General features: G+C 69.3%; 15 protein-coding genes. 7 read left to right on the plus strand and 8 right to left on the minus strand.

Translation table 11 applies throughout. The features are described 5' to 3' along the window. Positions 1-6: 6 nt before the first annotated feature. Positions 7-630, minus strand: coding sequence for a TetR family transcriptional regulator (locus tag V8688_RS05725; protein WP_342800337.1), 624 nt, complete (start codon positions 628-630; stop codon positions 7-9). Between the two features lie 75 nt (positions 631-705). Here V8688_RS05725 and V8688_RS05730 point away from each other — a divergent pair, with 75 nt between their 5' ends. Further along, the gene (locus V8688_RS05730; protein ID WP_342800338.1) at positions 706-1,917 is read left to right on the plus strand and encodes an oxygenase MpaB family protein; all 1,212 of its coding nucleotides are present in this window, start codon (positions 706-708) and stop codon (positions 1,915-1,917) included. A gap of 21 nt (positions 1,918-1,938) precedes the next feature. Here the strand turns inward: V8688_RS05730 and V8688_RS05735 are convergent, their stop codons facing one another. From V8688_RS05735 to V8688_RS05765, 7 genes are all read right to left on the minus strand, one after another. Continuing rightward, positions 1,939-3,210 carry a helix-turn-helix domain-containing protein gene (locus V8688_RS05735; RefSeq protein WP_316574926.1) on the minus strand — a complete coding sequence of 424 codons (1,272 nt, stop codon included), beginning with the start codon at positions 3,208-3,210 and terminating at the stop codon, positions 1,939-1,941. 234 nt (positions 3,211-3,444) lie between these two features. Next, the gene (locus tag V8688_RS05740) at positions 3,445-3,612 is read right to left on the minus strand and encodes a hypothetical protein (protein ID WP_218720483.1); all 168 of its coding nucleotides are present in this window, start codon (positions 3,610-3,612) and stop codon (positions 3,445-3,447) included. A 163-nt stretch (positions 3,613-3,775) separates the two neighbouring features. Further along, positions 3,776-4,360 carry a TetR/AcrR family transcriptional regulator gene (locus V8688_RS05745; protein WP_218720484.1) on the minus strand — a complete coding sequence of 195 codons (585 nt, stop codon included), beginning with the start codon at positions 4,358-4,360 and terminating at the stop codon, positions 3,776-3,778. A gap of 64 nt (positions 4,361-4,424) precedes the next feature. Beyond that, a complete protein-coding gene (locus V8688_RS05750; RefSeq protein ID WP_218720485.1) occupies positions 4,425-4,796 on the minus strand; it encodes a carboxymuconolactone decarboxylase family protein in 372 nt (123 codons plus the stop codon). Then, positions 4,793-5,680, minus strand: a complete 888-nt coding sequence (locus tag V8688_RS05755) for an NAD(P)-dependent oxidoreductase (protein WP_342800339.1) — start codon at positions 5,678-5,680, stop codon at positions 4,793-4,795. Before V8688_RS05755 ends, V8688_RS05750 begins: the two co-directional genes overlap by 4 nt. Beyond that, positions 5,677-6,426 carry an SDR family oxidoreductase gene (locus tag V8688_RS05760; RefSeq protein ID WP_316574928.1) on the minus strand — a complete coding sequence of 250 codons (750 nt, stop codon included), beginning with the start codon at positions 6,424-6,426 and terminating at the stop codon, positions 5,677-5,679. Before V8688_RS05760 ends, V8688_RS05755 begins: the two co-directional genes overlap by 4 nt. A 33-nt stretch (positions 6,427-6,459) precedes the next feature. After that, a complete protein-coding gene (locus V8688_RS05765; protein ID WP_218720488.1) occupies positions 6,460-7,929 on the minus strand; it encodes an aldehyde dehydrogenase in 1,470 nt (489 codons plus the stop codon). A gap of 117 nt (positions 7,930-8,046) precedes the next feature. Between V8688_RS05765 and V8688_RS05770 the strand changes: the two genes are divergently transcribed. The 6 genes from V8688_RS05770 to V8688_RS05795 all read left to right on the plus strand — a co-directional run bounded on the left by V8688_RS05770 (position 8,047) and on the right by V8688_RS05795 (position 14,372). Next, positions 8,047-8,640 carry a TetR/AcrR family transcriptional regulator gene (locus V8688_RS05770; protein WP_342800340.1) on the plus strand — a complete coding sequence of 198 codons (594 nt, stop codon included), beginning with the start codon at positions 8,047-8,049 and terminating at the stop codon, positions 8,638-8,640. A gap of 90 nt (positions 8,641-8,730) precedes the next feature. Next, the gene (locus tag V8688_RS05775) at positions 8,731-10,083 is read left to right on the plus strand and encodes a cytochrome P450 (RefSeq protein WP_218720490.1); all 1,353 of its coding nucleotides are present in this window, start codon (positions 8,731-8,733) and stop codon (positions 10,081-10,083) included. Positions 10,084-10,124: 41 nt separating this feature from the next. Then, complete coding sequence (locus tag V8688_RS05780; protein WP_342800341.1) at positions 10,125-11,381, plus strand: cytochrome P450; 1,257 nt, start codon at positions 10,125-10,127, stop codon at positions 11,379-11,381. Continuing rightward, positions 11,381-12,637, plus strand: a complete 1,257-nt coding sequence (locus V8688_RS05785) for a glycosyltransferase family 4 protein (RefSeq protein WP_342800342.1) — start codon at positions 11,381-11,383, stop codon at positions 12,635-12,637. The genes V8688_RS05780 and V8688_RS05785 overlap by 1 nt, the downstream gene beginning before the upstream one ends. After that, positions 12,631-13,353, plus strand: coding sequence for a methyltransferase domain-containing protein (locus V8688_RS05790; protein WP_218720493.1), 723 nt, complete (start codon positions 12,631-12,633; stop codon positions 13,351-13,353). Before V8688_RS05785 ends, V8688_RS05790 begins: the two co-directional genes overlap by 7 nt. Beyond that, entirely contained in the window at positions 13,350-14,372 is a 1,023-nt protein-coding gene (locus V8688_RS05795; RefSeq protein WP_316574932.1) for a prenyltransferase, read from the plus strand. The genes V8688_RS05790 and V8688_RS05795 overlap by 4 nt, the downstream gene beginning before the upstream one ends. Position 14,373: the final 1 nt, after the last annotated feature.

Here is a 14,373-nt window from a genome sequence, read left to right on the forward strand (position 1 = left end):
CGCCGGTCAGCCCGCTCGCGTCGCCACGGCGAGGGCGAGTTCGGTACAGAGCGAGGCCAATTCGGCACTCGACTGACGCGGGTCGCGCAGCCAGGCATCGATGAGCTGATTGATCCCGCCGACGACGAACAGCGCTTCCCGGCGCCGGCTCTCCGGCGTCGCGGGGGTGTCGAGGAACTCCGCGCTGTACTGCACCACGAGATCGGTGACGATGCCGACCGAGCGCGCACGCAGTTCCTCGAGGCCGGCGGTGCCGTGGGTGTCACTGGTGAGGATGCGGTGCAGGTGCGGGTCGGCGGCGATGGCGTCGAGATAGGCCGTCAACGCGCGCGCCAGCTTGCGTTTCAGGCCACCCGGCTCGGCCTGACTGGCCTCGACCAGCGTGGCGGCCAGCTCCTCGTGCACCTGCTCGGCGACGGCGAGTACCAGCGCGTCCCTGGTGGCGAACTGCTCGTAGAAGTAGCGCGGCGTCAACCCCGACGCGGCACACACGCGGCGCACGGTGACCTCGGTCAGGCCGACTTCGCCCCACACCTGCCGACCCGCGGCCAGCAGCTTGTCGCGGCGCTCGTCTCGTCGGTTCGCCGCGCTCATCCCCCGATAGGGCCGGACCACCTCCGCACGCGCCATTGACAGCACTTTAGCAGGCGACCTACTTTGGATATCAGTTGTTATCCAGTTTCCGACGCTCAACGAGGAGTGCCGATGCGTACCGTTCCCACCCGACACCCGGACCGACCCCACCGCACCCCGGCGATCGTCGGCGGTTTCGCGGCGTCACTGGGTGTCCGGAGTCCCGACGCGGACCAGTGGCGGCGCCTCGGCGAGGGACTGCTCGTCGGGGACGAACCGATGGATCGGCTGGTCGAGTGGATGGTCACCGCGGGCAGCAAACAGTTGCGCCCGCTGTTCGACCGGGCGCTCACCCACGGCATCGCCGCGGTGCCGGATGCCCCGGAACCCTTGCGCGAGTTCTTCGCCCGGGTCGAGACGGTGCCCACGTGGGTCGATCACGCCAAGCTGGTACGCGGGGCCAAGGTGCTGCTCAGCAGCGGCTCCGACGGCATGTACATCGCACGCGATGTCGCCATGCTGGGCGGCTACCAGTTCTCCGGTTTCAACAAGACCCTGCTGCGTACGGGCGCCCTGGAGAAGGGGTCCAATCAGCGCTGGGCCGAGACGATGCAGTGGGCCATGGACGTGCTGTCCGAGGACGGGTTGTCCCCGCTCGGGCTCGGCTATCGGTCCACGATCCGGGTGCGGCTCATCCACGCGTTCGTGCGTCGCCACGTCACCGCGATGCCGGACTGGCAAACCGAGGATTGGGGCCTGCCGATCAACCAGACCGACATGGCCGCCACGCTGGTCGGCGCCTTCATCGCGCCGGCGATCGGGGCGATGGGGATGGGCGTGCTGCTCACCCCGTCCGAAGCCGACGCCGTCGCACATCTCGTGCGCTACGTCGGCAGCCTGCTCGGCGTCGAGGAGCAGTGGCTGCCGCATTCGTTCCGCGACGGCGTGCGCGTGCTGGTGCACACCCTGTCGGCCTTGGCCGACCCGGACGAGTCGACCCGCCGGCTCGCGATACCGATGTCCCGAGATCCGCTGTCGTGGAACTACGACCGGCTCCCCACCGTCCGCCGACGCCTGGCCTACGCCCAGCACCTGTCGGTCACCGGCACCTTCCTCGGTCGCCACACGATGCGCGCGCTCGGTCTCCCGACAGTGATCATCCCCTGGTACCCGGCGATCCGGATCCCCCCGAACCTCGTCCGCTCGGCCACCCGCGTACTCCCCGGCGGCCTCGACCGTGCGGCCACTCGCGGCGCCCGAGAACAGGACCGATTCATGCGCACCCTGGTCGGGGACCGCCCGGCCATCGGGGCCTCCGCCAGCCGACTCACCCACGCCGCGTAGGAGCGAGCCCGCCCCGACGAATCAGCCCGCGCGGGAGCGGGTTTCGTCGTCGGGGTGGCCGTCGTCGGGCCTGTTCAGGCCGCGGTGGGCACGGATCAGCAGTGCCGCGCGCAGATAACACAGTCCCGTGACGTCGTTGAGGTCGAAGCCGGTCAGCTGGCTGATGCGCTTGAGGCGGTAGTCGACGGTATTGGTGTGGACGAACAATTCGCGCGCGGTATTCGTCCTGCGCAGATTCGACGCGATGTAGACCTCGAGCGTGCGCAGCAATTCCGGGTGCGCTTCGAGGGAATCGACGACCGAGCTCAAATAGTCGCGCGCCGCGCCTTCCCTGGTCAGCTGATATTCGAAGGCCAATTCGTGCGGGCGGTACACCTTGCTGGGCCCACCCAGTCGGTGCACTATCTCGACGAGTTCGTGCACCTGTTCGGCGGCGCGCGGGATGTCGGCCGGCGTCGCGGCTGTCGTCACCGCGCGTACGGGCACCTGGGCCGCGGCGGACAATCCGGCGACCAGGTCGTCGAGGTCCGGTTCGGAGAATTCCACGGTGGGCAGCAGGAGGGTCCCGCCGTCGACGCTGAGCAGTGACAGCACTTTGCCGACGCAGCGGTTGGCCAGCTCGGCCTGTACTCGTCGCAGCTTGCGGCGGGCGACCACATTCGCGTCCAGCGCGGGATCGAATTCCTCGGCGTGCGGCGGCAGCGCCAGGGCGATGACGTGATAGCGGTCGGCGATCTCGATGCCGCATTCCCTGGCCATCGTGGAGGTGCTCTGCCCGCCGAGCAGCGCCGAGGTCAAGGTGTGCACGGCAGTGTGGTGCTCACTGACCACGGAACGCAATTCCCGCACATAAGCCGCCGACACCGCCGAGGTGATGGTGTTCTGCACGTCGGTCAGTCGCCGGGCCACGCCGACGACCGTGGCGTGGTCGTGGTTGGTCACATTCGCGATCACCAGGTCGAACCCGAGCTTGAAACCCTCGTGTACCGCGTTGTGGATCGTGTCGATCGGAATACCCTCCCGCGCCCAGCCCGCGGCCGCGGCCTGAATCCGCTCCAGGCGTCCGGGGAGATCGCGGCCGTCGAGGACACCACCGGTCAGTTCCAGGCACACCCGCGTCACGGTGGTGACATCGCCGTCGAGGACTTCGGTGGGCAGGGTCGCGCACGGGATGACGTTCTCGATGAAATGGCCCACCATCTGGCGGGATATCGCCCGCACATCTTTCAACGGGGTCGATACCGGTCGTCCCGCGGCGGTCAAGAACGGCGTGCGGGATGCTGAGCCAGCCATAACAAATCCTTCCCACCCAGGCAACTGGGCAAGCTCCCAACTTACCGTGAAGTACAAACCACCGCTCCGGCTTCGCTTGTGATCGGCGGTAAGGGAATGCCGAAATGTTCAGGGGTTCCCCCAAAATCCGGCGAGCGCGTCCCACCGTCCGATGGTGGCGGCTCCCGACGGAACCGCGCAATCCCGTTCCTCGCGGACGGTTCCACCACCATCGGCGGCACTCCGGCTAGCGGACTACAAACAGAAGCTCACCTCGAGCGGACCGAGCGGCAGGGGCAGGCACACCTCGACCGACCCCATGACCGGGGCCGGGGCGGCCGCCGTGGCGGTTCCCGCGCCCAGGGCACAGGCGGACAGCGCCAGCACGGCGACGGCGAGCGGACGGGCAGTTCTGGAATTCATACAGTCAACCTCGATTGCGTTCTTTCGACATGCCCCCATCTCGGGGACATCTCGATCAGATCACAGTCAGATCGCGGCGACGGCACTTCATGAAGGTTCTTGACTTTCTCCGTAGAAACTCGGGGAATTGTCATGGATACCTACAAGCGGATCGGATCGGCGGCTACGGAACCCGCAGGATGCGCAGGGCGGCGCGTTCGATACGGTCGGCGATCTTCTCGTAGGACTCGTAGCCCATCCCGGCGCGGACCAGAGCGCCCGCGTAGATCAGTTCGAGCCACTCGACGACCTCCTCGTCGGCGTCGGGGCCGAGTGCGCGCGAGATCCGGCCGCGGATCTCGATGCCGATGCGGGTGCGCAGATGCTCGACATCCGGGTCGCCGCCCAGCAGCGCGCTGGTGACCGCGCCGGACAGTTCCTGCTCGTCGGCCACCAGCAGAGCGATGGTGCGCAGTTCGGCGAGCACGCGGACCGACGGGTCGGGGTCGTCGCTGGCGGGTGAGGGCGAGGCGAGCAGCCGCCGCCAGAAGATCTCGGCCACCAGGTGTTCCTTGGACGAGAAATAGGTGTACGCGGTGGCCGTGCCGACGCCCGCCTCCGCCGCGACCAGCCGGATCGTCATGCCGGAAAAGCCATCTCGGGCCAGCACCCGCAGTGCCGCCTTGGTGAGCCGGTCGACCGTGTCGGCCTGCTTGTCGGTCAACCGCCGCCGGGTCGCCTCGAGGCTGATGGAATTGCTTTCGGACATGCGTCTGGATGCTACTCCGCGGGCGCGGCCCGTCCGCCGACCACGCCCGGGTGTCGGCTCCCGGCTACGTCTTGCGACGTTCCTGCGCGACCACCTTGCCGACGGCGCCGTCGAGTTTGGTCCCGGCGGGCCAGCCCACGTAATGGCAGAGGAACAGCGCGATCTCGCGCAGCTGTTCCTCGGTCAGCTCACCGTTGCGCAGCGCCGCCCCGATCTGGATCTCGGCGATGTCGAGATGGCCCTGCGCGGTGAGCGCGCCGAGCAGCAGCAGCCGCCGTTCCCGCACGGTCAGCGCGGGGCGCGACCAGATCTCGCCGAACAGGTGATCCGCGGTGACCGCGAAGTAGTCACCGGGGCCGTCGGTGAAGTCCCAGCCGTAGACCTCGCTCATCTTGGCCAGGCCACGCTGCCTGAGATCGTCGTCGGTGGTGCTCATGATGTCTCCTTGTCGAGAACGGCCCCGGCGACGCCGAGCCCGTCGGCCAGCCGGGCGATGGCCAGGTGCGCGAGCGGCAGATCGACGCCGAGCCGGTCGCCGAGTTCCAGGGCCAGCGCGAGATCCTTTTCACCGAGATCGCGCACATGGCCCAGGATCGGGAACCAGAAGTCGTCGGGGTCCAGCGGGGCGGTGGTGTCGCGCAGCATGATCGCGCCCGGCCCCCCGGTCACCGCGTCGGAGTGGCGCACCACCTTGCCGAGCGCGGTGAGACTGAGCCCGGCGGCGTCGGCCAGGCGCTGGGCTTCGGTCGCGGCGGTGAACGAGATGAAGTGCAACAGGTTGCGCGCCAACTTCATTCGGGTGCCCGCGCCGACGTCCCCGGCGTGCACGATCAGGTCGGCGAAACAGCCGAACGGCGCCCTGATCCGATCCATGGCGGCCGCGCTGCCGCCGATCATCACGGCCAGGCTGCCGTGGGTGGCCCCCGGCGCGCCACCGCTGACCGGCGCGTCGACGAACTCGACCCCGTGCTGCGCGCAGCGCGTGGCGAGTTCGTCCGCGGTCTGATCACCGATGGTCGAATGCACCGCGACGACGGTGCCGGGAACCGCGGTGCGCAGGATGCCCGCCGGACCGGTGAGCACCTCCCGCACCTGCGCGTCGTCGACGACGGTCACGCAGATGACCCGCGCCTGCGCCGCCAGCGCCGCCGGATCGGCGGCCGCCCGGGCCCCCGCCTCGACGAACGGCACGGTGGCCTCGGCGCGGACGTCACAGACGGTGAGCCCGCCCGGCCAGTCCAGCAGGCGCCGGGCCATCGGCGTGCCCATATTGCCCAGCCCGACGAATCCGACCGGCAGCTCATCCGATGCGGTCGTCATCGGATGATCTGCCCGCCGTCGACGTTCAGGATCTGCCCGGTGACCCAGCTCGCGTCGTCGGACAGCAGATACAGGCAGGCGCCGACCAGGTCCTGCGGTGTGCCCATCCGCCTGATCGGGATGCGGGACACCATGTCCTTCACCAGATTCCCCGGCGTCACGGTCTGCGTGGCCTCGGTGTCGATCGGGCCGGGCGCGATGGCGTTGACCCGGATCTTCGAGCCGCCGAGCTCGGTCGCCAGCTGCTGGGTGAGTCCGTTGATGCCGACCTTGGCCAGCCCGTAGAACCCGGAGTACAGCCAGGCCGCCGTGGAGGATTGATTGACGATGGAACCACCGCCCGCCGCGACCATGGGCTGCCAGACCGCACGCGTCACATTGAGCGCGCCGTCGAAATTCACGCCCATGAACTTCTTGTAGTAGTCCCACGGGACGGTGAGCAGCAGGTCCAGCTTCATCTCGCCGTAGATCGCCGCGTTGTTCACCAGGTGATGGATGGCCCCGAACTCGGCGACGGTGAATTCCGCCAGCGCCGTGGCGGATTCGGGATCGGCCACATCGACCCGGTGGAACGCCGCGGTGCCGCCCTCGGCGACGATCTTCGCCGCGACCTCCGCGCCGCGCTCGGCGTTGAGATCGGCGACGACGACATTGGCGCCCTCGGCGGCGAGCGCGGCGGCGTAGACCGCGCCGATGCCCTGTGCCGCGCCGGTGACGATCGCGGTGCGACCGGTGAAACGTGCCATGGTTGTTCAGCTCCTGTGTAGGGGTCGGTGCGCTCAGGCGGGGGTGGCGACGAGCTTGGTCTCGAGGTATTCCTCGAAGCCCGCGACGCCCATCTCCCGGCCGATGCCGGACTGCTTGTAGCCGCCGAACGGTGCGTCGGCGTGGTACCAGAGCCCGCCGTTGACGCTCAGCGTCCCGGTCCGCACGCCCGCGACCACCCGCTCCACCCGCGCCGGGTCCGTGCCCCAGACCGAGCCCGACAGACCGTAGGGCGAGTCGTTGGCCAGTCGGATCGCGTCGTCGTCTCCGTCGTGCGGGATCACCACGAGCACCGGCCCGAAGATCTCCTCCTGCGCGACGGTCGCGGAATTGCCGAGGCCGGCGATGAGCGTCGGCTCGATGAAGAAACCGCGTTCCTGGTTGGCGGGCCTGCCACCACCCACCACGATCTGTCCGCCCTCGGCCTTCGCGAGCTCGAGATAGCGCTCCACCCGCGCCCGCTGCTGCGCGGAAATCACCGGCCCGCACACGGTCGCGGCGTTCGTCGGGTCTCCCGCCGCCAGCCCCGACAGTGTCGCGGCGGCAGCGGCCACCGCGGCGTCGTAGGCCGCGCGCGGCACCAGCAACCGGGTGGTGAGGGCACAGCCCTGGCCCGCGTGCACGGCGACGGTGAACGCGGTGTAGCTCGCGGCCGCGGCGATATCGGCGTCGTCGAGCACGACCGCCGCCGACTTGCCGCCCAACTCGAGGAAGGTGCGCTTGAGCGTCGCCGAGGCGCCCGCCATCACCGAGCGGCCGGTGCGCGTAGAGCCGGTGAAGGTGATCATGTCGACGCGCGGATCGTCGACCAGCTGCGCGCCGAGGCCGTGATCGGCGGAGGTGACGATATTGAGCACGCCGGCGGGAATGTCGGTGTGTTCGGCGACGAGCGGGCCCAGCACGGCGGCGCACCACGGTGTGTCCGGCGCGGGCTTGAGCACCACGGTATTGCCCGCGGCGAGGGCGGGGCCGATTTTCGCCAGGTTGATCTGGTGCGGGAAGTTCCACGGCGTGATGGCGCCGACGACGCCCACGGCCTCGCGGCGGATCACCCGCCGGGAGGCGACCCCCATCAGGTCCCGCGTGCCCAGATCCGTTTCCCAGGTGTAGTTCTCGGCCAGCTCGGCGGCATAGGTCAGATCGGCGACCGGGCCTTCCAGCTGCGGTCCGCTGGTGAGCATGACCGGGGTGCCGACCTCGGCGATCGTGATCTCGCGCAACTCCTCGAGGTGCTCGCCCAGCACGTCGCGCAGTTGACGCAGGCAGTGGGCGCGGAACGCGGGGTCGCGGGACCACCCGGTCTCGTCGAAAGCGGCGCGGGCCGCGCCGATCGCGGCGTCCATGTCGGCGGCCGAAGCGTCGGCGGCGTGACCGAGCACCTCCTCGGTCGCCGGATTGATCGTCGCGAAGACGCCGGAGCCACCCGGGATCAGCTTGCCGCCGATCAGCAGGGGCGTGCCGCCGGCAGGGACGAGGCCGTTCATGGCAGGTCTCCGATACTTGTCTGGACAGGTGTACGGAATATAGTTCGGATTCCGGAACGGCCGCAAGGGAATGCGCGTCATTCGTCCATACACCCAGCTGTAGTAGCATCCAGACACATGTCCGAACCCGCGCCTACCGGCATCGAAGCAACTCGACGACGCTTGACGGAGAAACAGGCCGACACCGTGGACCGCCTGACCGTGGCCGCGGTCGAGGTGCTGGCCAGGGCGGGCTACTCGGGGACCACCATCCGGCTCGTCGCCGCCGCGGCCGGCGTCGGCACCGCGACCGCGTACACCTACTTCTCCTCCAAGGAACACCTGATCTCAGAGGTGTTCTGGCGACGCCTCATCGCCCTGCCGTACCTGGACGACCAGGACGCCGACCCGACGACGCGGGTAGTCGCCGTGCTGCGCCGGGTCTCGATGCTGGTGGCCGACGAGCCCGCGCTCGCCGGCGCGGTCAGCAGCGCGCTGCTCGGTGACGATCCCGATGTGCGACACCTGCGACTACGCATCGGCAAGGAGATCCGCCACCGGCTCGCGCTGGCCCTGGGCACCAAGGACCCCGAACAACTCGCGGCGCTGGAACTCCTGTATTCCGGCGCGCTGTTACAGGGCGGCATGGGACTGCTCTCCTACGCCGAGGTCGCCGACCTGCTCGAGGTCTGCGCGCGCCGCATGCTGGCCGAACCGACACCGGGCGACTGACAGTTCCTCCTTGTCGCGCGACGGTAACCGTAGTACTGTCCAGACACATGTCCATCTGATGTCTGGACAGTATTCCGGGAAGGATTCCCCATGACGCCGGCCATACCGCGCCGTGTGTCCGGAGGCGACGACGGCCACGGACACCTCACCGAATTCCGTACCGATCCGATCGCGCTGATGCGCCGCGTCCGCGCCGAATGCGGCGATGTCGGGACCTTCGATCTCGCGGGACGCAACGTCGTGCTGCTCTCCGGTGCCGAAGCCAACGAGTTCTTCTTCCGGGCCGCCGACGACGACCTCGATCAGGGCGCGGCCTATCCGTTCATGAAGCCGATCTTCGGGGAGGGCGTCGTCTTCGACGCGCCACCGGAGCGGCGCAAGGAGATGCTGCACAACCAGGCGCTGCGGGCCGACCACATGCGCGGTCACGCCGGCACCATCGCCCGCGAGGTCGACCGGATGATCGCGAGCTGGGACGACGAGGGCGAGATCGACCTGCTCGAATTCTTCGCCGAGCTCACCATCTACACCTCCTCGGCGTGCCTGATCGGACCGAAGTTCCGCGACCAGCTCGACGCGCGCTTCGCGCACCTCTATCACGAGCTCGAGCAGGGCACCGACGCGCTGGCCTACGTCGATCCGTACGCGCCGATCGAGAGTTTCGCCCGGCGCGACGCCGCCAGGGCCGCCCTGGTCGAGCTGGTGCAGGCGATCATGGATCAGCGCGCGGAGAATCCGCCCGCGGGCAAGGGCGACCGCGACATGCTCGACGTTCTCATGTCCGTCACCGACGAGGACGGTGCCCCGAGGTTCCCGGCGACCGAGATCACCGGCATCTTCATCTCGATGATGTTCGCCGGCCACCACACCACCTCCGGCACCGCGGCCTGGACCATCATCGAACTGCTGCGCCATCCCGAGACACTGCGCGCGGTGGTCACCGAGCTCGACGAGCTGTTCGCCGACGGCGCGGAGGTCAGTCACCATGCGCTGCGCCGGATCCCGCGGCTGGAGGCCGCGCTCAAGGAGGCCCTGCGCCTGCACCCGCCGCTGATCGTGCTCATGCGTGTGGCCCGCGGCGAGTTCGAGGTGTGCGGGCACCGGATCGCACCGGGCGACATGGTCGCCGCCACCCCCGCGGTCTCCAACCGGATCCCGGAGGACTTCCCCGACCCGGACGCCTTCGATCCCGGCCGCTACCTCGATCCGCGCCAGGACGACATCGTCAACCGCTGGACCTGGATCCCCTTCGGCGCGGGCAGGCACCGCTGTGTCGGGGCGCCGTTCGCGCTCATGCAGCTCAAGGCGATCTTCTCGATCCTGCTGCGGGACTGGGAGTTCGAACTGGCCCAGCCGTCGTCGACCTATCGCAACGACCATTCGAAGATGGTCGTTCAGCTGCAACAGCCCTGTCGCGTCCGCTACCGTCGCCGGCATCGCTGACCGCCCCGGGCCCACACCGCTGTCGGCATCCAGGAGGAACCGTGTCAGCACCGTCGCTACCCATCGGATTCGATTTCACCGATCCAGCTCTCTGGCAACACCGTAACCCCGTCGAGGAATTCGCCGAACTACGCCGGACCGCGCCCGTGTGGTGGAACGCGCAGACCGACGCGCAGTCGGGCGGGTTCCGCGACGGCGGCTACTGGGTCGTCACCAAACATGAGGACATCAAGGAGATCTCGCGCAATCCCGACCTGTTCTCGTCGCAGCGCAAGGGTTCGGTCATCCGGCTGCCCGGCGAGGTGACGCCCGAGCAGATCGAGCTGACCGGCGCGCTGCTGCTGAACATGGACCCGCCCAAGCACACCAAGATCCGGCGCATCATCGCCAAGGGGTTCACCCCGCGCGCGGTCGAGGGGTTGCGCGCGGCACTGGCCGAGCGGGCGGCCGCCATCGTGCACGAGGCCGCGAAGACCGGTGGCGGTGACTTCGTCGAGCAGGTGGCGTGTGAACTACCGCTGCAGGCCATCGCGGAACTCGTCGGGGTGCCCCAGGAGGACCGCCGCAAGCTGTTCGACTGGTCGAATCAGATGCTCAACTACGACGACCCGGAATACGGTGACGCCACCACCACCGACGCCTCCTCCGCCGCCGCGACGGGCATCCTCGGCTACGCCTGGGACCTGGCCGAGCAGCGCCGGGCCGACCCGCGTGAGGACATCGTGAGCAAGCTCGTGCACGCCGACCTCGACGGTGAGGCGCTCGGCTCCGACGAGTTCGGATTCTTCGTCATCCTGCTCGCGGTGGCAGGCAACGAGACCACCCGCAACGCCATCACCCACGGTATGAAGGCCTTCGTCGACCACCCCGATCAGTGGGAGCTCTACCGGGCGCGCCGCCCGGCCACCGCGCCCGACGAGATCGTCCGGTGGGCGACACCGGTGACGGTGTTCCAGCGCACCGCCACCGCCGACACCGAGCTCGGCGGGCAGCGCATCCGGGCCGGTGACCGGGTCGGATTGTTCTACAGCTCGGCCAATTTCGACGAGGACGCCTTCGCCTCGCCGTTCACCTTCGACATCCTGCGCGACCCCAACCCGCATCTGGGCTTCGGCGGCACCGGCGCCCACTTCTGCGTCGGGGCGAATCTGGCCCGGCTCGAGATCGATCTCGTCTTCGGGGCGATCGGCGAGGTGATGCCGAAACTGACCCAGGTCGCCGAGCCGCAGCGGCTGCGGTCGGGGTGGATCAACGGCATCAAACACTGGCAGGTCGACTACGGGACCGGGGTGCGCTGATGCGGATCGCGTTGCTGTCCTACCGGAGCAAGGCCCACTGCGGCGGCCAGGGGGTCTATGTCCGATATCTCAGCCAGGGGCTCGTCGAGCTGGGGCATCAGGTCGAGGTGTTCTCCGGTCAGCCCTATCCGGAAGACCTCGACCCCCGGGTCCGGCTGACCGAGGTACCGAGCCTGGACCTCTACCGTGACGACGATCCCTTCCGCACGCCGCACCCGCGCGAGATCCGCGACCGGATCGACGTGCTCGAACTCGCCACCATGTGGACGGCCGGGTTCCCGGAACCGCGCACCTTCAGCCTGCGCGCCGCCCGGCTGCTGGCGACCCGCGCAGCGGACTTCGATGTCGTGCACGACAATCAGTGCCTCGGGTACGGACTGCTCGACATCGCCCGCCTGCGGCCGCTGGTGGCGACGATCCATCATCCGATCACCCGTGATCGCGCGGTGGATCTGGCCGCGGCGCCGTGGCGGCGGCGCCCGTTCGTCCGGCGCTGGTACGGATTCCTCGGCATGCAGCAGCGGGTGGCCCGCCGGATTCCGGACCTGATCACGGTGTCGGAATCGTCGGCCGCCGATATCGCCGCCGACTTCGGCGTCGTCCCGGCACAGCTGCGCACGGTCCCCCTCGGCGTGGACACCGCGCTGTTCCGGCCGCGCGAGACGCCCCGAGTCCGTGGCCGGATCGTGGCGGTCGCCAGCGCCGACAAGCCGCTCAAGGGCATCGCGCACCTGCTGCACGCGCTGGCGCGGCTGCGCCATCACCACGAGGTCGAGCTGCGGTTGGTCGCCAAGCTGGAGCCGAACGGGCCCACCGAGAAACTCATCGCCGAACTCGGTCTCGCCGATATCGTCACCCCGGTCAGCGGACTCAGCGACGACCGACTCGCCGCAGTGCTCGCCACGGCCGAGATCGCCTGCATTCCCTCGATGTACGAGGGGTTCTCGCTGCCTGCGGTCGAGGCCATGGCCAGCGGCACGCCCTTGGTCGCCAGCCGGGCCGGTGCGCTGCCCGAGGTGGTCGGCGACTGCGCGGAATTGATCACGCCCGGCGACATCGATGCGCTGACCCGGGTCCTGGGCGAACTGCTCGCCGATCCGGCACGTCGGCGGCGGATGGGCGAGCGGGGTCGTCGGCGTGCCGTCGACCTGTTCAGCTGGGCCGCCGTCGCCGCGCAGACCGTCGCGGTCTACGAGCGCGCGATCGACCGCTTCCACTCCCCCGATTTCGGGCATTCGCAGGAGGATCCATGCTGACCGTCGACTTCGACCGCTTGGGCGTCGGACCCGGTTCCCGGGTGATCGATGTCGGCTGCGGAGCGGGACGGCACGCGTTCCAGGCCTACCGCCGGGGCGCCGACGTCGTGGCCTTCGACCAGAACGCGCAGGATCTGGCGCAGGTGGACGCCATGTTCGAGGCCATGGCCGCGGCGGGCGAGGCACCCGAGTACGCCAAGGCCGAGACCGTGCGTGGTGACGCGCTCGACCTGCCTTACGGCGACGGCGAATTCGACGTGGTCATCGCCTCGGAGATCCTCGAGCACGTCCCGGCCGACGATCGGGCGATCGCCGAGCTCGCCCGCATCGTCACACCCGGTGGCGCGCTGGCGGTCACGGTGCCGCGCTGGCTGCCGGAACGCCTCTGCTGGGCGCTCTCGGACGAGTATCACGCCAACGAGGGCGGCCACGTGCGGATCTACCGAGCCGACGAGCTCCGCGACAAGGTCACCGCGCACGGACTGCGCTGTGTCCACCGGGAATTCGCGCACGCGCTGCATTCGCCCTACTGGTGGCTCAAATGCGCGGTGGGCGTGCGCGACGACGACAATCCGCTGGTGCGCGCGTATCACCGCCTGCTGGTGTGGGACATGATGTCGGCGCCCACGCTGACCCGCACGGCCGAACGCCTACTGAACCCGCTCGTCGGCAAGTCCGTCGCCCTCTATTTCACGAAGCCGGCGGTGCGGCGATGACGGCGGTCCTGCCGGCCGTCGCGGGCGTCGTCTCGGCGCGCGAGCTGCGGCGCACCGCCGAGACCATCGCCGCCGCACAGGAACCCGACGGGGCGATCCCCTGGTTCACCGGCGGTCACACCGATCCGTGGGACCACGTCGAATCCGCGATGGCGCTGACCGTGGCCGGATTGTGGGACCAGGCCCGCGAGGCCTACATCTGGTCGGCCAAGACCCAGCGCACGGACGGGTCGTGGCCGATGCAGACGCGCGGTGGGGTCGTCGAGAACCACGATGCCGACGCCAACTTCTGTGCCTATCTCGCCACCGGTGTCCTGCACGCGCTGACCGTCACCGGTGACGCGGGCTTCGCCGCCGAGCTGTGGCCGACGGTCCGAGCGGGCATCGACTTCGTGCTCGGTCTGCAGCAGGGCGCCCACGGCGAGATCCATTGGTCGGCAAACGAATCGGGCACCTCCGGCGAGGCACTGCTGACCGGGTGCTCGAGCATCTATCACAGCCTGGGCTGTGCGGTGACCCTCGCCGAGCGTCTGGGTGATCCCCGCCCGGACTGGGTCCGCGCGCGCCGCAGGCTCGGCCGAGCCCTGCGCGACCATCCGGAAGTCTTCCTGGACAAGAGCCGCTACTCGATGGATTGGTACTACCCGATTCTCGGTGGCGCGCTGCGCGGTCCGGCCGCCCGGGCCCGGATCGCGCGGCACTGGGACGAATTCGTGGTCGCCGACCTCGGCATCCGCTGCGTCGCCGACGCGCCGTGGGTGACCGGTGCGGAGACCTGCGAACTGGTCCTCGCCCTCGACGCCGACGGCGACACCGCCACCGCCGCCACGCTGTTCACCGCGATGCAGCACCTGCGTGATCTCGACGGGTCCTACTGGACCGGTCTGGTGTTCACCGACGGTAAGCGCTGGCCGGAGGAACGCACCACCTGGACCGCGGCCGCCGTCGTGCTCGCCGCCGACGCCCTGAGCCGCACCACCGCCGCCAACGGCCTCTTCCGCGACGCCGTCGACTGCTGAG

Origin of the sequence: Nocardia sp. No.11, from assembly GCF_038752175.1 — a bacterium.
GTDB lineage: Bacteria > Actinomycetota > Actinomycetes > Mycobacteriales > Mycobacteriaceae > Nocardia > Nocardia canadensis.

Excerpts from the sequence above, each read along its gene's own strand:
- V8688_RS05770 (WP_342800340.1), top strand. The coding sequence starts at position 8,047 with ATGTCCGAACCCGCGCCTACCGGCATCGAAGCAACTCGACGACGCTTG.
- V8688_RS05775 (WP_218720490.1), top strand. The coding sequence starts at position 8,731 with ATGACGCCGGCCATACCGCGCCGTGTGTCCGGAGGCGACGACGGCCAC.
- V8688_RS05785 (WP_342800342.1), top strand. The coding sequence starts at position 11,381 with ATGCGGATCGCGTTGCTGTCCTACCGGAGCAAGGCCCACTGCGGCGGC.
- V8688_RS05745 (WP_218720484.1), bottom strand. The coding sequence starts at position 4,360 with ATGTCCGAAAGCAATTCCATCAGCCTCGAGGCGACCCGGCGGCGGTTG.
- V8688_RS05765 (WP_218720488.1), bottom strand. The coding sequence starts at position 7,929 with ATGAACGGCCTCGTCCCTGCCGGCGGCACGCCCCTGCTGATCGGCGGC.
- V8688_RS05750 (WP_218720485.1), bottom strand. The coding sequence starts at position 4,796 with ATGAGCACCACCGACGACGATCTCAGGCAGCGTGGCCTGGCCAAGATG.
- V8688_RS05725 (WP_342800337.1), bottom strand. The coding sequence starts at position 630 with ATGGCGCGTGCGGAGGTGGTCCGGCCCTATCGGGGGATGAGCGCGGCG.
- V8688_RS05740 (WP_218720483.1), bottom strand. The coding sequence starts at position 3,612 with ATGAATTCCAGAACTGCCCGTCCGCTCGCCGTCGCCGTGCTGGCGCTG.
- V8688_RS05755 (WP_342800339.1), bottom strand. The coding sequence starts at position 5,680 with ATGACGACCGCATCGGATGAGCTGCCGGTCGGATTCGTCGGGCTGGGC.
- V8688_RS05760 (WP_316574928.1), bottom strand. The coding sequence starts at position 6,426 with ATGGCACGTTTCACCGGTCGCACCGCGATCGTCACCGGCGCGGCACAG.
- V8688_RS05790 (WP_218720493.1), top strand. The coding sequence starts at position 12,631 with ATGCTGACCGTCGACTTCGACCGCTTGGGCGTCGGACCCGGTTCCCGG.
- V8688_RS05730 (WP_342800338.1), top strand. The coding sequence starts at position 706 with ATGCGTACCGTTCCCACCCGACACCCGGACCGACCCCACCGCACCCCG.
- V8688_RS05795 (WP_316574932.1), top strand. The coding sequence starts at position 13,350 with ATGACGGCGGTCCTGCCGGCCGTCGCGGGCGTCGTCTCGGCGCGCGAG.
- V8688_RS05735 (WP_316574926.1), bottom strand. The coding sequence starts at position 3,210 with ATGGCTGGCTCAGCATCCCGCACGCCGTTCTTGACCGCCGCGGGACGA.